We start from the raw sequence: 24,882 nt of genomic DNA, 5'->3' as shown, positions 1-24,882 counted from the left end.
CAAGACCCGCAGGTCTTGCCGTTCTTACTGCTGAGCAGCGTGTGGCTTACTTGGCGGCCAGGATGCCGGCGCCGTGGTTGCCAGTCAACAGCGCTTTGAGGCGCTGGGTCTCTTCCGTCGAGGCCTGGCTGGACGCCGCGGTCAGCTTGTTGTCGTAGCTGCCGATGGCGCTGGCCAGGGCCGACACCGCCGTGTTGGTCGCGCTTGGCAGATCCAGCTTGCCGGCGTTCTCGGTCGCAGCGCTGGCTGCGGCGTTGAAGGTCGACATCGCGGCCGACAGGCTGCTGACCGAGCTGCTGACGTTGCTGGTGCTGGCACCCAGTGCGAACCAGACGTCAGCCGCCGTGTGCGACTTGCCATCGTTGGTCTCGAAGGTCGAGGTGATACCGACGATGTTGCCGTTGTTGGCCGACACGTTCTGCTTGGCGTCCAGGTTCAGCTTGGTGATGCCCAGGTCGGTCAGCGATTTCAGCTCATCAGCCTGGCTCACACCATCAGCGTTGCCATCCACCCACACGCGCAGATCAGCAAACGCGCTGTCTTTGCTGTCGATGACACCGTCACCGTTGGTATCCAGCTCCGCCAGGGCGGTGTAGCCGTTGGTGGCTTTCTGACCGTTGGCCAGCGTGGTGCCGGAACCGAACAGCTCGCTACCATCGTTGATGATGCCGTCGTGGTTGCGGTCCAGTGCCAGCAGACCGTCGCCGCCGCCGACCCAGCCAGTGTTGACCTTGTTGCCGTTAGCCAGCACGTCGAAGTTGACGCCAGCCGACAGGTTCAGGGTGCTGATGCCGTCGCCGTTCAGGTCCAGCACGATTGGCGTACCCAGCGGCGAGGACAGTGCAGCCACTTGCGCGGTGGTCAGGCCTGGCACTTGTGCGGTGGTGATGGCGCACACTTGCGAGGTGGTCAGCGCGTGGATCTGGTCGGTGGTCAGCGAACCCAGTTGCGAGGTGCTCAGCGCAGCGATCGCCGAGGTGCGCAGGGCACGCAGATCTGCGGTTTCAATCGCCACCAGCTGGGTGGTCGACATCGCCTTGATCTGGTTGCTCGACAGCACAGCAACCTGCTGGCTCGACAGCGCCACGATCTGGTCGGTGGTCAGCGCTGCAGCCTGGGCGGTTTGCAGTGCGGCCAGGGCCGAGGTCTTCAGCGCAGCCACGTCTTCGGTACCCAGCGCGGCAATCGCGTTGGTCGACAGGGCCGCCACTTGCGACGAGCTCAGCGCAGCAACTTGCGCGGTGTTCAGCGCGACGACCTGGTCGGTGCTCAGGCTGTTGGCCAGTGCAGCGGTGGTCAGCGCAGTCACCTGCTGGGTGCTCAGCGTGGCGATCTGGTCGGTGGTCAGTGCGGCCACCTGGGCGGTGCGCAGCGACTGGATGACCGAGGTCTTCAGTGCGCCGATGTCCGCCGTTTCAATCGCCGCAATCGCGCCGGTGCTCAGTGCCGATACCTGGGCGGTGCTCAGGGCGCCGATCTGGTTCGAGGTGAATGCCACGATCTGGTCGGTGGTGATGCCCGAGGCCAGGTCAGCGGTGCTCAGCGAGGCCACTTGCGCGGTGCTCAGTACCGCCACCTGGTCGGTGGTCAGTGCTGCCACTTGCTGGGTGCTCAGCGCAGCGACCGCCGAGGTTTTGAGCGCGCCGATGTCGGCGGTTTCAATCGCGGCAATCGCGGTGCTGCTCATGCCCGACACCTGGGTGCTGCTCAGGGCGCCGATCTGCTGGCTGCTCAGGGCGACGACCTGGTCGGTGGTCAGGGCTTTCACCTGGTTGGTGCTCAGGGCGGCAATCGCGTTCGATTTCAGCGCGCCGATGTCAGCCGTTTCAATCGCGGCGATATCGTTGGTGCTGAAGGCGGCGATCTGCGCGCTGCTCAGGGTGCCGATCTGGACCGATTGCAGGGAAACGACCTGGTCGGTGGTCAGCGCAGCGATGCTGCCGGTGGTCAGCGCAGCGATCTGGCCGGTGCTCAGGCTCGACAGCTGGTCGGTGGTCAGGGCTGCCAGCTGGCCGGTTTTCAGCGACGCGATGATGCTGGTTTTGAGGCCAACGATATCGGCGGTCTGGATCGCGGCCACGGCGGTGGTGCTCAGTGCGCTGAACTGGTTGGTGCTCAGGGCGCCCAGCTGGTTCGACGACAGTGCCACCACCTGGTCGGTGGTCAGGCCCGAGGCCAGATCAGCGGTGCTCAGCGAGGCCACTTGCGCGGTGCTCAGCGCGGTCACCTGGTCGGTGGTCAGGGCGGCCACTTGCTGGGTGCTCAGGTTGGCGATGGCCGAGGTTTTCAGCGCGCCGATGTCGGCGGTTTCAATCGCGGCAATCGCGGTGCTGCTCATGCCGGCGACCTGGCTGCTGTTCAGGGCGCCGATCTGCTGGCTGCTCAGCGCGACAACCTGGTCGGTGGTCAGGGCTTTCACCTGGTTGGTGCTCAGGGCGGAAATCGCGTTGGTCTTCAGCGCGCCGATGTCGGCCGTTTCAATCGCGGCGATGTCGGTGGTGGTGAAGGCGGCGATCTGCGCGCTGCTCATGGCGCCAAACTGGGCCGATTGCAGTGCCACAACCTGGTCGGTGGTCAGCACGCCGACGTTGGCGGTGGTCAGCGCGGCGATCTGGCCGGTGGTCAGGTTCGACAGCTGATCGGTGGTCAACGCAGCCAGCTGGCCGGTTTTCAGCGAGGCGATGATGCTGGTTTTCAGGCCAACAATGTCAGCGGTCTCGATGGCGGCAATCGCGGTGGTGCTCAGTGCGCCGAACTGGTTGGTGTTCAGGGCGCCCAGCTGGTTCGACGACATCGCCACGATCTGGTCGGTGGTCAGGCCCGAGGCCAGGTCCGAGGTGCTGAAGGCCGACACTTGCGCGGTGCTCAGCGCGGTGATCTGGTCGGTGGTCAGCGCAGCGAACTGCTGGGTGCTGAGGTTGGCCACGGCAGCGGTTTTGAGCGCGCCGATGTCGGCGGTTTCAATCGCGGCAATCGCGGTGCTGCTCAGCGCGCCAACCTGCAGGCTGCTCAGGGCGCCAACTTGCTGGCTGCTCAGGGCAACGATCTGGTCGGTGGTCAGGGCTTTGGCCTGGGCCGTGTTCAGGGCGGCAATCGCGTTGGTTTTCAGCGCGCCGATGTCACCGGTTTCAATCGCGGCGATATCGTTGGTGCTGAAGGACGAGATTTGCGCGCTGCTCAGGGCACCGATCTGGACCGATTGCAGTGCGACAACCTGGTCGGTGGTCAGCGCGGCAATGCTGCCGGTGGTCAGCGCAGCGATCTGGGCCGTGGTCAGGTTCGACAGCTGGTCCGTGGTCAGCGCAGCCAGCTGGCCGGTTTTCAGCGAGGCGATGATGCTGGTTTTCAGGCCAACGATGTCAGCGGTCTCGATGGCAGCCACAGCCGTGGTGCTCAGGGCGTTGAACTGGACAGTGTTCAGCGCGCCCAGCTGGTTCGACGACATGGCCACGATCTGGTCAGTGGTCAGGCCCGAGGCCAGGTCCGAGGTGCTGAAGGCCGACACTTGCGCGGTGCTCAGCGCGGTGATCTGGTCGGTGGTCAGCGCAGCGAACTGCTGGGTGGTCAGGTTGGCGATGGCCGAGGTTTTGAGCGCGCCGATGTCGGCGGTTTCAATCGCGGCAATCGCGGTGCTGGTCAGTGCGCCAACTTGCAGGCTGTTCAGGGCGCCGATCTGCTGGCTGCTCAGGGCAACCACCTGGTCGGTGGTCAGGGCCTTGGTCTGGGCCGTGGTCAGCGCGGCAATCGCGTTGGTTTTCAGCGCGCCGATGTCACCGGTTTCAATCGCGGCGATATCGTTGGTGCTGAAGGACGAGATTTGCGCGCTGCTCAGGGCGCCGATCTGGTTCGAGGTCAGCGCAACAACCTGGTCGGTGGTCAGCGCGGCGATGCTGCCGGTGGTCAGCGCGGCGATCTGGGCCGTGGTCAGGTTCGACAGCTGGTCCGTGGTCAGCGCAGCCAGTTGGCCGGTTTTCAGCGAGGCGATGATGCTGGTTTTGAGGCCAACAATGTCAGCGGTCTCGATGGCAGCCACCGCAGTGGTGCTCAGGGCGCTGAACTGCACGGTGCTCAGGGCGCCGAGCTGGTTCGACGACATGGCCACGATCTGGTCGGTGGTCAGGCCCGAGGCCAGGTCAGCGGTGCTGAAGGCCGACACTTGCGCAGTGCTCAGCGCGGTGATCTGGTCGGTGGTCAGCGCAGCGAACTGCTGGGTGCTCAGGTTGGCGACAGCAGCGGTTTTGAGCGCGCCGATGTCGGCGGTTTCAATCGCGGCAATCGCGGTGCTGCTCAGGGCGCCAACTTGCTGGCTGCTCAGGGCGCCAACTTGCTGGCTGCTCAGGGCAACGATCTGGTCGGTGGTCAGGGCTTTGGCCTGGGCCGTGTTCAGCGCGGCAATCGCGTTGGTTTTCAGCGCGCCGATATCACCGGTTTCAATCGCGGCGATGTCGTTGGTGCTGAACGAAGCGATTTGCGCGCTGCTCAGGGCGCCGATCTGGTTCGAGGTCAGCGCGACAACCTGGTCGGTGGTCAGCGCAGCGATGCTGCCGGTGGTCAGCGCGGCGATCTGGCCAGTGGTCAGGTTCGACAGCTGGTCGGTGGTCAGCGCAGCCAGCTGGCCGGTTTTCAGCGAGGCGATGATGCTGGTTTTCAGGCCAACAATGTCAGCGGTCTCGATCGCGGCTACCGCCGTGGTGCTCAGCGCGTTGAACTGGGTGGTGCTCAGGGCGCCCAGCTGGTTCGACGACAGTGCCACCACCTGGTCGGTGGTCAGGCCCGAGGCCAGGTCCGAAGTGCTGAAGGCCGACACTTGCGCGGTGCTCAGCGCGGTGATCTGGTCGGTGGTCAGCGCAGCGAACTGCTGGGTGGTCAGTGCGGCAACGGCCGAGGTTTTGAGCGCGCCGATGTCGGCGGTTTCAATCGCGGCAACGGCAGTGCTGGTCAGCGCGCCGACTTGCTGGCTGTTCAGGGCGCCGATCTGCTGGCTGCTCAGCGCAACCACCTGATCGGTGGTCAGCGCAGCGGCCTGGCCGGTGCTCAGGGCAGCGATGGTGTTGGTTTTCAGCGCGCCGATGTCGGCGGTTTCAATCGCCGCGATATCGCTGGTGCTGAAGGCGGCCACTTGTGCACTGCTGAGTGCGCCAAACTGGTTGGAGGTCATGGCCACCACTTGATTGGTGGTCAGCGCGGCAATGCTGCCGGTGGTCAGCGCGGTGATCTGGCCGGTGGTCAGGTTCGACAGCTGGTCGGTGGTCAACGCAGCCAGCTGGCCGGTTTTCAGCGAGGCGATGATGCTGGTTTTCAGGCCAACGATGTCAGCCGTCTCGATGGCTGCCACGGCGGTGGTGCTCAGGGCGTTGAACTGGACGGTGCTCAGCGCGCCCAGCTGGTTCGAGGTCATGGCCACGACTTGGTCAGTGGTCAGGCCCGAAGCCAGGTCGGCGGTGCTGAACGACGATACCTGTGCGGTGCTCAGCACGGTGATCTGGTCGGTGGTCAGCGCAGCGAACTGCTGGGTGGTCAGGTTGGCGATGGCCGAGGTTTTCAGCGCGCCGATGTCAGCGGTTTCAATCGCGGCAATCGCGGTGCTGGTCAGCGCACCGACTTGCTGGCTGTTCAGGGCGCCGATCTGCTGGCTGCTCAGGGCGACGACCTGGTCGGTGGTCAGGGCTTTGGCCTGGGCCGTGTTCAGCGCGGCGATGGTGTTGGTTTTCAGGGCGCCGATGTCGCCGGTTTCAATCGCGGCGATGTCGTTGGTGCTGAAGGCCGACACTTGCGCGCTGGTCAGCACGCCAAACTGGTTCGAGGTCAGTGCCACCACCTGGTCGGTGGTCAGCGCAGCGATGCTGCCGGTGGTCAGCGCGGTGATCTGGCCAGTGGTCAGGTTCGACAGCTGGTCGGTGGTCAGCGCAGCCAGCTGGCCGGTTTTCAGCGAGGCGATGATGCTGGTTTTCAGACCGACGATGTCAGCGGTCTCGATGGCGGCAATCGCGGTGGTGCTCAGGGCGCCGAACTGGGTGGTGCTCAGCGCGCCCAGCTGGTTCGAGGTCAGTGCCACCACCTGGTCGGTGGTCAGGCCCGAGGCCAGGTCATTGGTGCTCAGCGAAGCGACTTGGGCCGTGCTCAGCGCGGTCACCTGGTCGGTGGTCAGTGCCGCCACTTGCTGGGTGCTCAGGGCGGCAATCACCGAGGTTTTCAGCGCGCTGATGTCGCCGGTTTCAATCGCGGCAATCGCGGTGCTGGACATCGCCGAAACTTGCTGGCTGTTCAGCGCGCCAACCTGGCCGGCGGTCAGGGCAACGACCTGGTCGGTGGTCAGGGCCTTGGCCTGGCTGGTGCTCAGCGCGGCGATGGTCGAGGTTTTCAGGGCGCCGATGTCGCCGGTTTCAATCGCGGCGATACCTTGGGTGGTGAAGGCCGACACCTGGGCGCTGTTCAGCACGCCGAACTGGTTGGAGGTCAGTGCCACCACCTGGTCGGTGCTCAGGGCCGCCACGCTGCCGGTGGTCAGCGCGGAGATCTGGCCGGTGGTCAGGTTGGACAGCTGGTCGGTGGTCAGCGCAGCCAGTTGGCCGGTTTTCAGCGACGCGATGATGCTGGTTTTCAGGCCGACGATGTCAGCGGTTTCGATGGCAGCCACCGAGGTGGTGCTCAGCGCGTTGAACTGGCTGGTGCTCAGGGTCGCCAGCTGGTTCGAGGTCATGGCCACGACCTGGTCGGTGGTCAGGCCCGACGCCAGGTTGGTGGTGCTCAGCGATGCCACTTGCGCGGTGGTCATCACGGAAATCTGGTCGGTGGTCAGCGCGGTCGACTGGCCGGTGGTCAGGTTGGCGATGACCGAAGTTTTCAGCGCGCCAAAGTCGGCGGTTTCAATCGCGGCAATCGCGGTGGTGCCCATGGCAGCCACTTGCTGGCTGTTCAGCACGGACACTTGCTGGCTGCTCAGTGCGACGACCTGGTCGGTGGTCAGGGCTTTGGTCTGGCTGGTGGTCAGGGCCGAGATCACGCCGGTTTTCAGTGCAGCCAGGTCCTGGGTTTCCAGGGCCACGATGGCGTTGGTGCTCAGGGCGGCCACTTGAGCCGAGCTCAGCACGCCAGCCTGGTTGACATTGATGGCCACGACCTGGTCGGTGCTCAGGGCGGCGATGCTGCCGGTGGTCAGTGCCGAGAACTGGCCGGTGGTCAGGTTGCTCAGCTGGTCGGTGGTCAGCGCGGCCAGTTGCGCGGTGCGCAGCGAGGCGATGGTGCTGGTTTTCAGGCCAATGATGTCAGCCGTTTCGATGGCGGCCACCGAGGTGGTGCTCAGCGCGCTGAACTGGGCCGTGCTCAGCGTCGACAGCTGGGCCGAATTCATGGCGACGATCTGGTCGGTGGTGATGCCGCTCGACAGCGCATTGGTGCTCAGGGCAGCTACCTGGCCGGTGGTCATCACGCTGATCTGGTCGGTCGACAGCGAGGTCACCTGGCCAGTGCTCAGGCCGCCAATGGCGGCGGTTTTCAGGGCGACAAAGTCGCTGGTGGTGATTGCGGCAATCGCCTGGGTGCTCAGGCCCGACACCTGGCCGCTGCTCAGCGAGGCGGCTTGCGCGGTGGTCAGCGCGACGACCTGGTCGGTGGTCACGGCGGCCAGCTGGCTGCTGCTCAGGCCGGCGATGGTGGCGGTTCTCAGAGCGGCGAAGTCGCCGGTTTCCAGCGCAGCGATCGACTGGGTCGACAGCGCATTGACCTGGGCCGAGTTCAGCGTCGCGACCTGGTTCGAGGTCAGCGCCACCACCTGGTCGGTGGTCAGGCCGTTAGTCAGCTGTTTGGTGGCCAGCGCGGAGATCTGGTTGGTGGTCAGCGCACCAATCTGGTCCGTCGTGAACGCCCGCGTCTGAGCGGAGTTGAGCGCGACAAGATCGGCTGTCGAGAGCGTTGCAACGGTGTCAGTCGTCAACGCTGCGATCTGATCAGTACTAAAGCTTGTTACGAGGCTCATTTCCATTCTCCTTGGGGCACTACACAGTTCTTAACGGGACAGATGAAGGAGCCAGCAGGCCATCCTGCGGCTCCAACTTGAATTTTCTTGCGGTATCTACTGCAGATTACTGACGCGACAACACTAATTTCGCGCGCTTTAGTTCTTAACGTCAATCTTTGAAGCAACTTTAGGACCGGCCGCTGCTGTTTTTGCCCTGCGTTAACATTTCAATGGCCTTGCTCTACTGCATAGTTTCGGCCAATCATCCCCACAAATTTGCGGGGCTAGCTGGCCTGAACGTACAAAGCGACCTTTTTCTCAAAAGCATTAAGTTTTTTTGTTTACTCGGGGCAATGAGAATCAACTGCATTTTTGCCGCCCCAGACACAAACGGCAGAGCGTTTGCTCTGCCGTTTGACTTACTGCGGGATGCTTACTTGCCTGGCACCGCCAGGATGCCGTGTGCGGCGCCGGACTGCAGCGCTTTGAGACGCAGCTCGCTGTCGCTGGCCGCCTGCGTACTGCTCAGGGTCGGCTTGCCGTCGGCATCGAACTGGCGCATTGCTGCCGCCAGCTGGGCCGCGCCGCCGTTCACGCTCTGGCCTGGCACTTCCAGCTTGGCCGCCGGTGCTGCCGGCGCCGGGCTGCTGAACGAAGCCAGTGCCTGGCTCAGGCTGCTGACATTGCTGCTCAGCTGAGCCACCGGCGCCACCTGGAACCAGACGTCGGCTGCCGCGTGGCTGGCGCCATCGGCCGTCTCGTAGGTCGAAGTCAGGCCAATGATGTTGCCATTGTTGACCGTGTTGTCTTTCTTGACATCCAGGTTCAGCTTGGTGATGCCGAGGTCGGCCAGCGACTTCAGTTCATCCGCCTGGCTGACGCCGTCGGCATTCGCATCGACCCAGACGCGCAGGTCGGCAAACTGGGCATCCTTGGCATCGATCACGCCGTCGCCGTTGGTATCCAGTTCGGCCATGGCCTGGTAGCCATTGTCGGCTTTCTTGCCGTTGGCCAGCGTGGTGCCCGAACCGAACAGCTCGCTACCATCGTTGATGATGCCGTCATGGTTGCGGTCCAGCGCCAGCAGACCGTCGCCGCCGCCAACCCAGCCGGTGCTCAGCTTGGTGCCGTTGGCCAGATGGTCGAACTGCACGCCAGCGCTGCGCGCCAGGGTCTGGATGCCGTCGCCGTTCAGGTCCAGCATGATCGGGGTCAGCACCGCGATATGGTCGGTAGGTATCGCATGCGTCTGGTCCGAGGTCATCGCGTTCAGCTGGAGGGTGGTCAGCGCCGCCGCCTGCGTGGTGGTCATCGCTTGGATATCGTTGGTCGACAGCGCCCGGATCTGGGTCGTGGTCAGGGCACGGATCGCGCTGGTTTTGAGGGCCACGAAGTCGCCGGTCTCCAGTGCATTCAGTGCTGCGGTCGACAGCGCCACCACTTGCGCGGTGCTCAGCGCGGCGACCTGGTTCGAGGTCAGGCCTACGCCTTGCGCCGAATTCAGTGCTGCCATGTGCGAGGTGGTCAGTGCCGCGATGTCCTGGGTGCTCAGCGCGCCCAGTGCATCGGTCGACAGTGCGGCCAGATTGCGGGTCGACAGTGCTGCCACCTGGGCCGTCGCCAGCGCTGCTGCCTGGGCGGTGGTCAGTGCGGCGATCTGCGCCGTGGTCAGGCCGGAAGCGAAGGATGCCGAGGACAGCGCGGCGACCTGGCTGGTGCTCAGGGCAACCACCTGGCTGGTGGTCAGACCGGCCAGCTGGCTGCTGCGCAGTACCGCCACGTCGGTGGTGCTCAGGCCTGCCAGATCGGCAGTCTGGATCGCACCGATGCTGTTCGAGCTCAGCGCTACGAACTGGTTGGTGCTCAGCGCGGTCAGTTGCTGCGAGCTCAGCGCCACGATCTGGTCGGTGCTCAGTGCGGCAATGCTGCTGGTGCTCAGCGCGGCCAGCGTACCGGTGGCCAGGCTGTTGACCTGGTTGGTGGTCAGTGCCACCACCTGGGCGGTGCCCAGTGCGGCAATCGCGGCGGTCTTGATCGCCGCCAGGTCAGCAGTTTCCAGCGCAGCAATCGCGCTGGTGGCCAGTGCGGCTACCTGGCCGGTAGTCAGCGCAGCCGCTTCACCGGTGGTCAGGGCCACGACCTGGTTGGTGGTCAGGCCTTTGATCTGGTTGCTGGTCAGCGCGGCGATGGCAGCGGTCGACAGAGCGGCAAAGTCCGCCGTTTCCATGGCCGCCAGGCCGGCAGCGCTCAGTGCGGCAGCCTGGGCGGCGCTCAGTGCGGCCGCTTGCTGCGTGGTCAGCGCCACGATCTGGTTGGTGCTCAGCGCGTTGATCGAGCCGGTGCTCAGCGCGGCGATTTGCGCGGTCGACAGCGACTCCACCTGGCCGGTGCTCAGGCCCGCCAGCTGGGCGGTGCGCAGCGCAGCGATCTGGCTGGTTTTCAGGCCTGCCAGGTCAGCCGTTTCAATCGCACCGATGCTGGCCGAGCTCAGCGCCACGGTTTGCGCGGTGCTCAGCGTGCCGATCTGCTGCGAATTCAGCGCCACGATCTGGTTGGTGGTCAGCGATGCCACGCCGGCAGTGCTCAGGGCCGCGATCGCTTCCGTTTCCAGGCTGGTGATCTGGTTGGTGCTCAGCGCAGCCACCTGGCCGGTGCTCAGGGCCGCGATGGCAGCGGTTTTCAGTGCTGCCAGATCCGCGGTTTCCATGGCGGCGATGGCGTTGGTGCTCAGCGCGCCCACTTGCGCGGTGGTCAGCGCGGCAGCCTCGGTGGTGGTCAGCGCCACGACCTGGTCGCTGGTCAGTGCCTTGACCTGGTTGGTGGTCAGGGCCGCTACGGCGCCGGTCGACAGCGCGGCGAAGTCGGCGGTTTCCAGCGCGGCAATCGCAGCGGTGCCCAGCGCGGTCACTTGCGCGGTGCTCAGTACGCTGGCTTGCTGGGTGGTCAGGGCCACAACCTGGGCGGTGTTCAGGGCCGAGATGGCCGCCGAGCTCAGTGCCACCACCTGGGTGGTCGACAGCGAAGCCACCTGGCCGGTGGTCAGGCCCACCAGTTGGGCGCTGCGCAGGGCGGCAATCGCGCCGGTGCTCAGGCCCACCAGGTCGGCGGTCTGGATCGCGCCGATGCTGTTGCTGCTCAGCGCGGTCACTTGCGCGGTGCTCAGGGCGCCCAGTTGTTGCGAGTTCAACGCCACGATCTGGTTGGTGGTCAGTGCGGCCACGCCGGCGGTGCTCAGGGCAGCCACTGCACCGGTCGCCAGGCTCGTCACCTGGTTGGTGGTCAGCGACGACACTTGCGCGGTGCTCAGGGCGTTGATCGCAGCGGTTTTCAGTGCGCTCAGATCAGCGGTTTCCATCGCGGCAATCGCGGTGGTGCTCAGCGCAGCCACCTGGCCGGTGGTCAGCGCAGCGGCTTCACCGGTGGTCAGGGCGACAACCTGGTCGCTGGTCAGTGCCTTGACTTGATTGGTGGTCAGCGCAGCAACCGCGTTGGTCGACAGTGCGGCAAAGTCAGCGGTTTCCAGTGCGGCGACAGCAGCGGTGCCCAGCGCGACCACTTGCGCGGTGCTCAGGATGCTCGCTTGCTGGCTGGTCAGTGCCACCACTTGTGCGGTGTTCAGGGCCGAGATCGCGGCCGAGGTCAGTGCGGCAACCTGGCTGGTCGACAGCGAAGCGACCTGGCCGGTGGTCAGGCCGACCAGCTGGGCGCTGCGCAGGGCAGCGATGGCGCCGGTGCTCAGGCCCACCAGGTCGGCGGTTTCAATCGCGCCGATGCTGTTGCTGCTCAGGGCCGTTACCTGGCCGGTGCCGAAGGCTGCCAGTTGTTGCGAGTTCAGCGCCACGATCTGGTTGGTGGTCAGCGATGCCACGCCAGCGGTGCTCAGGGCAGCCACTGCACCGGTCGCCAGGCTGGTCACCTGGCCGGTGGTCAGCGACGACACTTGCGCCGTGCTCAGGGCGTTGATGGCAGCGGTTTTCAGTGCGCTCAGATCAGCGGTTTCCATCGCGGCAATCGCGGTGGTGCTCAGCGCGGCGACCTGGCCGGTGGTCAGGGCGGCGGCTTCGCCGGTGGTCAGGGCCACGACCTGGTCGCTGGTCAGTGCTTTGACCTGGTTGGTGGTCAGCGCGGCAACCGCGTTGGTCGACAGTGCGGCAAAGTCGGCAGTTTCCAGTGCGGCAATCGCAGCGGTGCCCAGCGCGGTGACTTGCGCGGTGCTCAGCACGCTGGCTTGCTGGCTGGTCAGGGCCACCACCTGGGCGGTGTTCAGGGCCGAGATCGCGGCCGAGCTCAGTGCCACCACCTGGGTAGTCGACAGCGCAGCCACCTGGCCGGTGGTCAGACCGACCAGCTGGGCGCTGCGCAGGGCGGCAATCGCGCCGGTGCTCAGGCCCACCAGGTCGGCGGTCTGGATCGCGCCGATGCTGTTGCTGCTCAGCGCCGACACCTGGCCGGTGCTCAGGGCGCCCAGTTGTTGCGAGTTCAGCGCCACGATCTGGTTGGTGGTCAGTGCGGCCACGCCGGCAGTGCTCAGGGCAGCTACTGCACCGGTCGCCAAGCTGGTGACCTGGTTGGTGGTCAGCGACGACACTTGCGCGGTGCTCAGGGCATTGATCGCAGCGGTTTTCAGTGCGCTCAGGTCGGCGGTTTCCATCGCGGCAATCGCGGTGGTGCTCAGCGCAGCGACCTGGCCGGTGGTCAGCGCAGCGGCTTCACCGGTGGTCAGCGCGACAACCTGGTCGCTGGTCAGTGCCTTGACCTGGTTGGTGGTCAGCGCAGCAACAGCGTTGGTCGACAGTGCGGCAAAGTCAGCGGTTTCCAGCGCGGCGACTGCTGCGGTGCCCAGCGCAGTCACTTGCGCGGCGCTCAGGATGCTGGCTTGCTGGCTGGTCAGTGCCACGACTTGTGCGGTGTTCAGGGCCGAGATCGCGGCCGAGGTCAGTGCGGCCACTTGCGTGGTCGACAGGGCAGCGACCTGGCCGGTGGTCAGACCCACCAGCTGGGCGCTGCGCAGCGCGGCAATCGCGCCAGTGCTCAGGCCCACCAGATCAGCGGTTTCAATCGCGCCGATGCTGTTGCTGCTCAGGGCCGTTACCTGGCCGGTGCTCAGCGCGCCCAGTTGTTGCGAGTTCAGCGCCACGATCTGGTTGGTGGTCAGCGACGCTACACCAGCGGTGCTCAGCGCGGCAATCGCGCCGGTCGCCAGGCTGGTCACCTGGCCGGTGGTCAGTGCAGACACTTGTGCAGTGGTCAGTGCGCTGATGGCGGCGGTTTTCAGTGCGCTCAGGTCAGCGGTTTCCATCGCGGCAATCGCGGTGGTGCTCAGTGCGGCGACTTGGCCGGTGGTCAACGCGGCGGCTTCGGTGGTGGTCAGCGCCACGACCTGATCGCTGGTCAGTGCTTTGACTTGATTGGTGGTCAGCGCGGCAACAGCGCCGGTCGACAGTGCGGCGAAGTCAGCGGTTTCCAGCGCAGCCACGGCAGCGGTGCCCAGCGCGGTCACTTGCGCGGTGCTCAGGATGCTCGCTTGCTGGGTGGTCAGGGCGACCACTTGGGCGGTGTTCAGGGCCGAGATGGCCGCCGAGCTCAGTGCCGCAACCTGGCTGGTCAGCAACGAAGCCACCTGGCCGGTGGTCAGACCCACCAGCTGGGCGCTGCGCAGCGAAGCAATCGCTGCCGTGCTCAGGCCTACCAGGTCAGCGGTCTGGATCGCGCCGATGCTATTGCTGCTCAGCGCCGACACCTGGCCGGTGCTCAGCGCGCCCAGCTGCTGCGAGCTCAGTGCGACGATCTGGTTGGTGGTCAGTGCGGCCACGCCAGCGGTGCTCAGCGCAGCTACCGCGCCGGTGGCCAGCGACGATACCTGGCTGGTGGTCAGCGACGACACTTGCGCGGTGGTCAGCGCGGTGATGGCGGCGGTTTTCAGTGCGCTCAGGTCGGCGGTTTCCATCGCGGCAATCGCGGTGGTGCTCAGTGCGGCCACCTGGCCGGTGGTCAGCGCGGCGGCTTCGCCGGTGGTCAGCGCAACCACCTGGTCGCTGGTCAGTGCCTTGACCTGGTTGGTGGTCAGTGCGGCAACGGCATTGGTCGACAGCGCGGCAAAGTCTGCGGTTTCCAGGGCAGCCACGGCAGCGGTGCCCAGTGCCGCCACTTGCGCGGTGCTCAGGATGCTGGCTTGCTGGGTGGTCAGGGCGACGACCTGGGCGGTATTCAGTGCGGCCACAGCCGCCGAGGTCAGCGCAGCGACCTGGCTGGTCGACAGCGAGGCAACCTGGCCCGTGGTCAGGCCCACCAGTTGCGCGCTGCGCAGGGCGGAGACAGCGCTGGTGCTCAGGCCAACCAGGTCGGCGGTTTCAATCGCGCCGATGCTGTTGCTGCTCAGCGCCGACACTTGCGACGTGCTGAAGGCAGCCAGTTGTTGCGAGCTCAGCGCAACGATCTGGTTGGTGGTCAGGGCAGCGATGCCGGCGGTGCTCAGCGCAGCAATCGCGCCGGTCGCCAGGCTGGTCACCTGGCCGGTGGTCAGCGTCGATACCTGCGCGGTGCTCAGGGCAGCGATGGCAGCGGTTTTCAGGACGCTCAGGTCAGCGGTTTCCATGGCCGACAGTTCGGACGTGCCCAGTGCGGCCACCTGAACCGCGCTCAGCGCAGCAGCTTGTGCGGTGGTCAGTGCCACCACTTGCGCGCTGTCCAGCGCTTTCATCTGGCCAGTGCTCAGACCGGCGATAGCAGCGGTGGCCAGTGCGGCCACATCGGCCGTGTCCAGTGCGCCAACCGCGTTGGTGCTCAGGGCGGCAACCTGGCTGCTATTGAGCGCACCAGCTTGCTGCGACGTCAGCGCGACAACCTGGTTGGTGCTCAGGCTGGCCAGCACGGTGGTGGTGAAGGCGTTGACCTGGTTGGTCGACAGGTTGGCGATCTGAGCGGTCGTCAGGCCGGCAACTTGCGCGCTGCGCAGCGCGGCAATATCTTTGGTGCTCAGGCCGGCCAGGTCGGCGGTTTCAATCGCGCCCAGCGAACGGCTCGACAGGGCGGCGATCTGGCCAGTGCTCAGGCTGGCGATTTCATTCGAGGTCAGCGCCACCACCTGATCGGTGCTCAGGGCAGAAATGGCGTTGGTGCTCAGGGCCGACAGCGCATTGGTCGACAGGTTGGTGATCTGCGCGGTGGTCAGGGCGGCAACCTGGGCGGTGCTCAGTTGCGCGATCGCCGCGGTGGAAACGGCGGCCAGATCCGCAGTTTCCATGGCAGCGATGGCGCCGGTATTCAGGGCGGCGACTTGCGCGGTGCTCAGCGAGGAGGCTTGGCTGGTGGTCAGTGCGACCACCTGGTCAGTGGTGAGGGCCTTGATCTGGCTGGTGGTGACGCCCGCCAGTGCGCTGGTCGCCAGCGCGGCGATGTCGCCGGTCGACAAGGCGGCAAAGCTGGCGGTGCGCAGCGCGGCGACCTGGGTCGATTTCAGTGCGCCGACCTGGGTGGAGGTCAGCGCTGCGGCTTGCGCAGTACCAAAGCCAACCGCCAGCTGGGCGGTCGTGAACGCAGGAATTTGAGCCGTCGTGAATGCCTGTAGCTGATCAGAACTGAAGGCCACAATGTCTTCGGTGCTGATCGAAGCGACGAAGGTTGTACTCAGCGCAGCCAGCTGTGCCGTGGTTAAGGTAGACGCGAAACCCATTGTATTTCTCCTGGAGGTACTACGTTTTTTTGCGCAGATAGCAACCTGAGTGCCAGCCTGATCTGGCCCCAAGCCCTGTTAGGACATCATTACGTATTTATGTATACTTATTAGCAAGATTTCTTGCCCACTTATGCGGTAAAAACAGCTCCGCAGTGTATATAACGACGGAAATCTGGATTCCATTAAGTAAACTTTTATACGGGTAAAACTTAAGGCCTACAGCAGTTCCCGAGCGCAGTAAATTCGGGACTATTGGACCTCACATTATAGCGAAGTCTAATTGCCGTCAGGAACTTTTTGCCGGAATGTCGTCAAGTCGCAACCACTTCCTGGCAATATTATGGTTTCATAATAATTGCCTGACAGCCATTTTCATAAGTGTAACTCATTGGTAGAAGAAATAAGTTCCACTACGGAAAAAAGTATCCGTACGGCTATTTTGACGTGGCGGTATGACAGGCAGATGACAGAACAGCGGGATAAATCGCTGTCAATTTGACAATTTTGTGCGCGGACGCCAGACCAGCACCGCCATCGTCGCGGCCAGCAGCAGCAGGGCCACCATATTCAGCACCACCACTGCGTTGGGGAAACGCAGCACCAGGCCAATGCTGACGCCGGCCTTGACACTGAACGACGCGCTGCCATCGAAAGGAAAATAACTGGCCACCTGCAGCAGGTAATAAAGGGCGCCGCCCCACACGCCGGGCAGCCAGCGCTTGAGCGACAGCACGGCCGAGAGAAAGCCCAGCAACGCAGCGCCAAACACCAGGTGCAAGCCAGTGCCGCTGAGCGGCTCTCCAAGCAGCCCCAGCGAGACACCCAGCGCCAGCGCGCTATTCAATAGTAATACCCGGGCCAGCCATTTTTCGAATTCCAGCATCATCATCCAAAGCGAGATTGATAATCGCTGGGCGCCACCCCCAGCTGCGCGGCAAACGCGCGCCGCAGATTGTACTCGCTGCCGAAGCCGCTCTGGTGGGCAGCGCGCTTGACCGTCATGCCCGGCTTTTCCAGCAGCGCGCAAGCGGCTTCCATGCGCAGCCTTAACAGCAGCTGGGCCGGCGAAATCCCCGCCTCCTGCTGCAAACGCCGGTGCAGCGTGCGTACCGACAGCGCAAACGCCGCCGCCATCTGCTCCACATCCAGTTGCTGCGCGAGCCGCTGCCTGAGCCAGCCCGTCAGCTGGCCATGCAAGCCCTGCGGATCAGCCTGCGCCAGCAGCTCCGAACTGAACTGGCGCTGGCCGCCGGGCCGCTTGAAAAACACCACCAGCCGCTTGGCCACCGCCAGCCCGGCGGCGCGGCCCAGGTCCTCTTCCACCAGCGCCAGGGCCAGATCCATGCCCGCAGCAATCCCGGCCGAGGTGTACAGCGCGCCATCTCTAATATAGATCGCGTCCTCCTGCACCGTAATGGCGGGGTGCTGGGCTTGCAGCGCCGCCGCGTCCTGCCAATGCGTGACCGCCCGCCGGCCATCCAGCAGTCCCGTGCGGGCCAGCACAAACGCCCCCGTGCAGACCGAGCAGCAACGTCCCACCGTGGCGGCCGCCTGCCGCACCCAGGCTACCAGCGACGGTTCCAGCGCCGGACTGGCATCGCACTCCAGGCCACGGCCGCCGGAAACAATCAAGGTCGCCCCGCCGAGGCCGTCGCGCGGCAACGGCGCGGTCTGCAACGCCACGCCCGAAGTGGAGGCGACCAGGCCGCCATCGGCCGAAATCATCTGAATCCGGTAAGGCGGCGGCAAGCCGGCATCGCACGCCTCGTCATTGGCGGAAGAAAACACCTGCGCGGGGCCGGTGGCGTCCAGCAAAGTAAAGCCGGAATACACCAGCAGCCAGATATCGATGGGATTCATAATGGCAGATATTCCACCATTGATGTCATCTGTGTCAATCGCCGTGATGGCACTATTCATCCGAAAGGAGCACAACATGACACGCACCATCGGCATCTACATTTATGACGACGTCGAAGTCCTGGACTTTGCCGGCCCTTACGAAGTCTTCACCTGCGCCAGCCGCGTCGCTGGCAAGCTGGCGCCCGGCGCGGCGGCGCCATTCCGGGTCCGCACCCTGGCCCCGGAACGGACACCGATCCGCGCACGGGCCGGACTGGAACTACATCCCGAGGCCACGTTTGCCGACGCCGGCCAGATCGACGTCCTGGTGATTCCCGGTGGCGTCGTCACGGCAGAACTGGCCAAACCGGAAGTGATCGCGTGGATCGCCGGGCAAGCGCGCGATTGCGAGCTGGTCGCCGCCGTCTGCACCGGCGCCCTGTTGCTGGCCGAAGCAGGCCTGTTGAACGGCAAAGAAGCGACCACCCACTGGGAAGACATCGCCGAACTGCAACAGCGCTGGCCGCAAGTCACCGTCAGGACTGACCGCCGCTGGATCGACAACGGCCGCACCGTCACCTCCGGCGGCATCTCCGCCGGCATCGACATGTCGCTGCACCTGGTCGAACGCCTGGCCAGCCGCGAGCTGGCACAGCGCACCGCCCTGCAAATGGAATACGACTGGAAAGAAGCTTAACTCCGGGGTCAGGTCCGTCATTTCTACACGAGCTCGGCCGTAAGACGCCGCTAAAGCTGAGTGCGTGTAGAAATGACGGACCTGACCCCGACTTGGGGAAAAGTATGAAAGTGATTCGAAGTAAGGATTTCACTGCGGCGCAGGCCTGGGGCAGCGAGTTGATTGCGGCGATGGACAGCGCCACCGTGCGCCTGCATTGGACCGATCAGCCCTATCGCTGGCACGTCAACGATGGCGAGGAGGTGTTTGCCGTGATGGATGGCGTGGTCGATATGCACTACCGTATCGCCGGCAATGAACAAGTGGCCACGCTGCATGCTGGCGATCTGTTCTTTGCCGGCGCCGGCGACGCTCATTGCGCCCATCCGCGCGGCGCGGCCCGCATCCTCGTGATCGAGCGGGCCGGCAGCGACTGATTAGAGTTTTTTCAGCTGCTCGCGCGCATAACCGGCACTGGCGTGATTCGGCGCCAGTTCGAGGAAGCTGCTGTAGGCTTTGCGGGCCTTGTCGTTGTCGCCCTGGTGCATGCGCGCGTCGCCCAGGTTGAGGTAGGCGATGGCGCGCGAGGTGTCGATTTGAATGGTGTTCTCGAACCAGCGCGCCGCCTCGGCATATTTCTCCTGCTTGTAGTAGACGAAGCCGAGGTTGTTGGCCGCCAGACCGAAGTCGGGCCGGTATTTCAACGCTTCGGTGAACGCGGCTTCTGCCTGGGCGTACTGCTTTTCCTTGTACAGTTGCAGGCCTTTGTCGTTGGCGCGCTGCGCCAGCTGGCGCGCGGAGGCATCCACCGGCTTCGGTGCGGCGATCTTCTGTTCGCCACCTTGCAGGTTTTTGATGACGACGGTGTTGCCGTCGGCCTGCTGGTTGCGGCCGCTGTCGAGCTTGCTGTTCATCGCGATCGCTTCCGGCGACAGCTGGCTCGATTGCGCGCTCAGGAATTCGGCCTCGGCCGGCAGCTGGAACACGAACTCGCCGCCTTCCGAGCCCGGCAGGCTACCAAACGCGGGCGTCTGCTGCGATACGCTCGATACCGCCGGCGCCACATACGCGGCCAGCTCGGTTGCGGTGATGAGTCCGTCGCCGTTGAGGTCGGCCTTGCCGCCCAGCGCCTGCAGCAGCGTCCAGGAGAAGATCGAGTGGCCGTTCGGGCCGCCATCGGCCACCATCTGGTCGGCGCCGCCGGCCGTCAGCATCTGCCGCCCCATGCGGCGCGCGTTGTCGCGCAGGAAGGCGGTGTTGCCGCCGCCGCGCGTCAGGCCCAGGCCGCTGTAACAGGCATCCATCACAAACAGCACGTGCTTGGCGTTGAGGCTTTCGGCGATGTTCTGCAAATCCGTCATCGGGATCGCATCGACGCTGACCTGCTGCGGATCGGAGTCCACCGGGACAATGTAACCGAGGTTGCGCCCCGAACTCAGCTGGCGCGTGGCGCCGTGGCCGGCAAAGAACACGAAGATGCGGTCGTCCTTGTTCAGCCTGGCATCGGCCAGTTTGTCGTGGAATACCGCGAGGATGTTGTTGCGCGTCGCTTCTCCATTGCTGAGGGTGAATACACGCTCGCTGGCAAAGCCGAAGCGGTTGACCAGCGTGTCGCGGATCGCCTTGGCATCCTGCACCGCGTACTGCAGCTTGGGCCACTTCTGGTAGTCGTTAATGCCGATCACCACCGCGTAGCTGTTGGCATAGCCGGTGCTGACGGCAATCTTCTCCGGCTCCGGCCGGCTGCCCTGCGCGACCTTGAACGCTTGTCCGTCCCAGCCAGCAAAGCTGTAGCCATCGGCAATCAGCTTGTCCAGCACCATCGGCAGCGCCTTGACGCTGCGCTCGTGGATGTCGTGGAACAGGATGATGCCGCGCTGCTCCTTGCCCAGCGTGGTCAGCACGCGGTTGGCAATCGAGCTCGGCACGGGATCGGCCCAGTCCAGCGAATCGACATTCCACATCACCGAACGCAGGCCCAGTTTGGACAGCACGGCCATGCCTTCGGCATTGCGCGCGCCATACGGGAAGCGGAACAGTTGCGAGCGGCGTGAGTCGGCCGCCTTCAGCATCGCGTCCGCATTGGCGATCTCGCCATACAGCGCTTCGCCCTTCTGCTTGGACAGCTGCGCGTGGGTGAAGCTGTGGTTGCCGACGGTATGGCCGGCGTCGATGAGGCGGCGGCTCTCTGCCGCGTTCTTGCTCAAAGTCTGCTTGCCCTGCGCGTCGAGCTTGCCGACATTCTGTCCCACCTGGAAGAACACGCCCGGCACGTTGTACTGCTTGAGGATGGCTGCCACTTCCTCCGTGTACGTGCCATGCGGACCGTCGTCAAAGGTGAGCACCACGGTTTTCGGCGGCAGTGTGTTGCCGAAGATTTCCTTGCCCTGCTCTTCCTGCTCGGCGGTCTTCGGCGGGTCCGGATACGGCACGATGACGCCGTAGTCTTTCATGATCTGTTCGCGGCTGTACAGCTTGCGCAGCTTGGCGATGTAGTCCTCCCAGCGCTCGCGCTTGGGCACGATGGCGCGCGTTTCAAAGCGGCCGAAGATGCCGCTCAGCTCCTTGTCATACTGCTTTTCGATATCTTCCAGCGCCGCCAGGTCTTCGCTGACGCGCTTGTGCAGCTTGATGGCCGGCAGCGTCTGGTCGGCAGCAGCCAGTTTTTGCAGGCTGATCAACACTTCGCGGAAGGCCAGGCGGTCGGCGTCAAACAGGTCGGCCGAGGATTCGATATACGACAGCAGCGCGTCGTCCGCCGCATCACGCTGGGACTGCGGCAGCGCCTGCGCCTGGCCCAGCAGCGCCTGCACGCGTGCCAGACGTTCCAGGTTTTCATGGAACAGTGCCTGGCCAACCTGGTTGGCCGCCTTGCGTTCGCCATCATTGAGCGATTTCTCATCCGCCAGCAGGACGATGATCTTGCGGTAGTTGGCCAGCAGCGCCTGCAACTCGGGTTGCAGTTGCGGCACGGCGGCCGTCGCGGCAGCCGGCGCCGCAGTGGGCGCCGCGCCCTGCCGCCCGCCGAAGTAGGCCACCGGCCCCGCCACACCCGCCGCCACGGCGGCAATGATCAACAGATACTGGACTTTTTTCTTCATGAGAATGCAATTCTTTAAAGCAACGGAATCAGCATTCTATGACACATTTGCTAATTTTTCACTTGGTAGCCATCAGTGAGCGTCTTCAGGAACGCCACCATGTCGGCAATCTCGCGCTCGTTGAGCGTCGGCTTGTCGCCTGGCTTGCCGCCAAACGGCGCTTCCCTATTGACGTTGGCGTCCATGCCGGCCGGCTGGTCGTCGAACTTGCGGCCGCCCTGGTACCACTTCTGCGGCGTGGTATCGCGCGTGACGTAGAAGCGGATCACCTGTTCCAGGCTGGTGAAGCTGCCATTGTGGAAGAACACCTTGCGCAGCGCGACATTGCGCAGCGATGGCGTCTTGAACGCGCCGCAGTATTCCTTGTGATCCTTGAGATCAGTGCGGTCCGGCCCGCACAGGCCGAGGTCGTAATACGCCGGGTCAGCATTCACCGCCAGCTGGCGGTTGCGCGGCACGCCAATATTGATCAGGCCATAGTCGGTAAATTGCGGGAACACGCCGCCCGGCGAAATCCGGCCGATGTGGCAGGACGCGCAATTGCCCTTGGTCTCGTCGTTAAACAGCTGCATGCCGCGCAGCTCCTGCGCCGACAGCGTGGTCTGCTTGCGCAGGAAGGCATCGTACTTGCTGGTGTAGGGATAGAACTCGGCCGGACTTTCCTGGAACACTTCCAGCGCCATCAGCGCGCCCTGCATGGCCGCGCGCGGACGCTCGAACACGTCTTCGCCAAACACCTTGCGGAACTGCGGCGCCAGCGGCCCGGCCTTGAGCTTGGCCAGCACGGCCGCCTCATCCTTGTTGCCCATCTCGCGCGGCGACAGCAGCGGTCCCAGCGCCTGTTCGTGCGCAGTCTGCACGCGGCCATCCCAGTTGTGGCCGCCGGTCGGGCCCGCATCGACGCTGTCGTCGCCATCATCATCGTGATAGTGCTCGGTGAACGCCGGCACGTTCTGGATATAGCGCAGCGACGGCGCCGCGCGCGTGCCCTCGGTGCGGCCATCGCCGCCGCCCAGCTGCACCGCCAGATTGTTATTCGGGCTGAAGGCGTTGTCCGGACTATGGCAGCTGGCGCACGAGGTGCGGCCTGAGGCAGACAAGCTCGGCTCCACAAACATGGCGCGGCCCAGCGCGGTCAGCTCCGGCACGGTGGGCTGGTGGGCGCTGGGCGCATAGGCCGCCTTGGGGGCGTCGTCAGGGGTCTTGGGATGGCAGGCGCTGAGCAGCGCAGCGGTCAACACTGCATAAATAATTTTCATGCGCGCAGCCTACCAAAATGACATGACCGCTACATGACAGTTAGAAACCGATACAAAACGATACTTTTGCGGCCGTTTCATTTCATCGTCCTGAAATATTTCCTAATTAGCATGAGCCGCTTTCACACCCCACCCTCAAGGCATGAAGATGAAATCCACCCTGAAAACGGCGCTGCGTCCACTGCCGCTGGTGCTGGCGGCAGCCGGCATCGGCGCCGGCCTGATCGCTTGCGGCAGCTCGTCCGACAGCAGCGTCCCCACCATGACCGGCCAGGTCGTGGGCAGCTATTATGAAAACGCTGTGGTCTGCCTGGAAAGCAGCAGCGCCAAATTCACCTGCGACAGCAACTCCGGTACCGTACGCACCGGCGCGGACGGCAGCTTCACCATCACCGGCGCCAGCCACGGCGCGCTGCTGGTCACGGTGGGCACCGACGCCATCCGCCACGACGCGGTCGGCGATGCCGGTACCAAGGTCACCCAGAAACTGCTGTTCCGCGCCCCCGACGGCCACACTGCCGTGGTGGACGCCATCAGCACCGAGCTGACCGCGCTCATGGACGCCAACGGCGGCGACTTCGCCAAAGCCAGCAGCCAGCTGGCCGCCCGTCTCGGCGTTGCGGAAGCCAACCTGCTGGCTGACGTCAACAAGGTCAGCGGCGACGACCAGGCCAAGCTCAAGGCCGAAAACGACGTCATGACCGGCGTCATCGCCAACGCCGCCACCCAGGCCGCCGCATCCGACATCGCCAGCACCGTCACCGCTGGCGCCGCGCTGGCCAACATCAAGAACATCGTCGTGATCTACGCGGAAAACCGCGGCTTCGACAACCTGTACGGCCTGTTCCCAGGCGCCAACGGCGTACCGGGCGTGAACCCGACCTCGACCGGCGGCTACGTCGCCCAGAAAGACTACGACAACAGCACCCTGCCGGTACTGCCACCGACCTGGGGCGGCATGACCGCAGCGGGCCAGAGCCTGGTCATCACCCAGGCGCAGTCGGCCAACCTGGCCAACAAGCCATTCCAGATCGACGACGCCAACAGCGCGATCTCGATGCCGCAATCGGTCATCACGCGCGACCTGGTACACCGCTTCTACAACAACCAGATGCAGATTAACGGCGGCGCCAACGACAAGTTCGCGGCCTATTCCGACGCCGGCGGCCTGACCATGGGCTACTACGACGGCAGCAAGATGAAGATGTGGGACATCGCCAAGCAGTACGCGCTGGCCGACAACCTGTTCATCGGCGCCTTCGGCGGCTCCTTCCTGACCCACCAGTACCTGATCTGCGCCTGCGCACCGCAATACCCGAACGCCGACAAGTCGGTCGCCTCGGGTTCGATCGCCAAGATCGACCTGGACAGCAAAGGCAACTTCCTGCGCCTGACGCCATCGGCCACCGCGCCAGCCAGCGTGCTGAATGGCGCACCGGCCTACGCCAACGACGGCGCCATCACGCCGGCGGATTCGAGCGGCATGTTCTACGCGGTCAACACCATGCAGCCGCCGTACCAGCCTAGTTCGAACGCCCCGTCCGGCGACGACAGCACCCGCCTGTTCGCCGACACCAACAAGTCCAATACGCTGCCGCCACAAACCCAGAAAAACATTGGCGACCTGCTGACCGCCAAGAGCGTCGACTGGGCCTGGTATGCCGGCGCATGGAAGGATTCGCTGGCAGCCGGCACCGCCGCCCCACGCGGCGCGTTCACCAATCCGCCTAACTTCCAGTTCCACCACCAGCCGTTCAACTACTTCGCCAATATGGACCCGGTGAAGTTCCCGGCTTACCGCGCGGCTCACCTGAAAGACTACGACACCCAGTTCGTGGCGGATGCCGCTGCCGGCACGCTGCCAGCCGTCGCCTTCTACAAGCCGCAAGGTAACCTGAACCAGCACGCCGGCTATGCTTCGGTAGCGGACGGCGACGCGCACATCGCCGACGTCATCGCCAAACTGAAGAAGAGCCCGCAGTGGAAGAACATGCTGGTCATCGTGACCTACGACGAAAACGGCGGCTTCTACGACCACGCCGCGCCACCGAAGGGCGACCGTTGGGGTCCAGGCACCCGCGTCCCGGCAATCATCGTGTCGCCATACGTGAAGAAGGGGACCGTCGACCATACGCAGTACGACTCCGCATCGATCCTGCGCGCCATCACCCACCGCTTCAACCTGCCGGTGCTGGATGGCCTGACCACGCGTGATAAAGCGCTGGCTACCAGCGGCGCCAAGCCGATGGGCGACTTCAGCGCCGCCCTGGCCCTGACGCCACAGGAGTAAGCAGCCTGACACCGGCAGTAACGGCTTCCGCCTTGGCCGTTACTGCCGGCCGCGATGCGATATAGTGACACCGCATAGCGTC

The 24,882-nt window shown here is 64.5% G+C and carries 9 protein-coding genes; 3 read left to right on the top strand and 6 right to left on the bottom strand.

What is annotated here, in order from left to right; genetic code table 11:
• Positions 1-46 precede the first annotated feature (46 nt).
• The 4 genes from GTP58_RS31085 to GTP58_RS14535 all read right to left on the bottom strand — a co-directional run bounded on the left by GTP58_RS31085 (position 47) and on the right by GTP58_RS14535 (position 17,492).
• Positions 47-7,975 (bottom strand): S-layer family protein, encoded by a 7,929-nt coding sequence (locus GTP58_RS31085; protein ID WP_229215569.1) that lies wholly within the window; start codon positions 7,973-7,975, stop codon positions 47-49.
• A 415-nt stretch (positions 7,976-8,390) separates the two neighbouring features.
• Positions 8,391-15,629, bottom strand: coding sequence for a heme utilization protein (locus tag GTP58_RS14545; protein WP_202413672.1), 7,239 nt, complete (start codon positions 15,627-15,629; stop codon positions 8,391-8,393).
• Between the two features lie 493 nt (positions 15,630-16,122).
• Complete coding sequence (locus GTP58_RS14540; protein WP_229215568.1) at positions 16,123-16,515, bottom strand: hypothetical protein; 393 nt, start codon at positions 16,513-16,515, stop codon at positions 16,123-16,125.
• Positions 16,516-16,517: 2 nt separating this feature from the next.
• Positions 16,518-17,492, bottom strand: coding sequence for a GlxA family transcriptional regulator (locus GTP58_RS14535; protein ID WP_161078040.1), 975 nt, complete (start codon positions 17,490-17,492; stop codon positions 16,518-16,520).
• 76 nt (positions 17,493-17,568) lie between these two features.
• Here GTP58_RS14535 and GTP58_RS14530 point away from each other — a divergent pair, with 76 nt between their 5' ends.
• Entirely contained in the window at positions 17,569-18,171 is a 603-nt protein-coding gene (locus GTP58_RS14530) for a DJ-1/PfpI family protein (RefSeq protein WP_161078039.1), read from the top strand.
• 104 nt (positions 18,172-18,275) lie between these two features.
• Positions 18,276-18,587 (top strand): cupin, encoded by a 312-nt coding sequence (locus GTP58_RS14525; RefSeq protein ID WP_072783461.1) that lies wholly within the window; start codon positions 18,276-18,278, stop codon positions 18,585-18,587.
• Here the strand turns inward: GTP58_RS14525 and GTP58_RS14520 are convergent, their stop codons facing one another.
• Both GTP58_RS14520 and GTP58_RS14515 read right to left on the bottom strand, forming a co-directional pair.
• A complete protein-coding gene (locus GTP58_RS14520) occupies positions 18,588-21,251 on the bottom strand; it encodes a polysaccharide deacetylase family protein (protein WP_161078038.1) in 2,664 nt (887 codons plus the stop codon).
• 50 nt (positions 21,252-21,301) lie between these two features.
• Positions 21,302-22,510: a cytochrome-c peroxidase gene (locus GTP58_RS14515; protein WP_161078037.1), complete on the bottom strand. Its 1,209-nt coding sequence runs from the start codon at positions 22,508-22,510 to the stop codon at positions 21,302-21,304.
• A gap of 148 nt (positions 22,511-22,658) precedes the next feature.
• On the opposite strand from GTP58_RS14515, the gene acpA reads away from it, so the two are divergent.
• Complete coding sequence (acpA, locus tag GTP58_RS14510) at positions 22,659-24,800, top strand: acid phosphatase (protein ID WP_161078036.1); 2,142 nt, start codon at positions 22,659-22,661, stop codon at positions 24,798-24,800.
• Positions 24,801-24,882: the final 82 nt, after the last annotated feature.

It is taken from the genome of Duganella sp. CY15W, assembly GCF_009857555.1.
Lineage (GTDB): Bacteria > Pseudomonadota > Gammaproteobacteria > Burkholderiales > Burkholderiaceae_D > Rugamonas > Rugamonas sacchari.
This window is presented reverse-complemented; position numbering and strand designations above follow the sequence as displayed.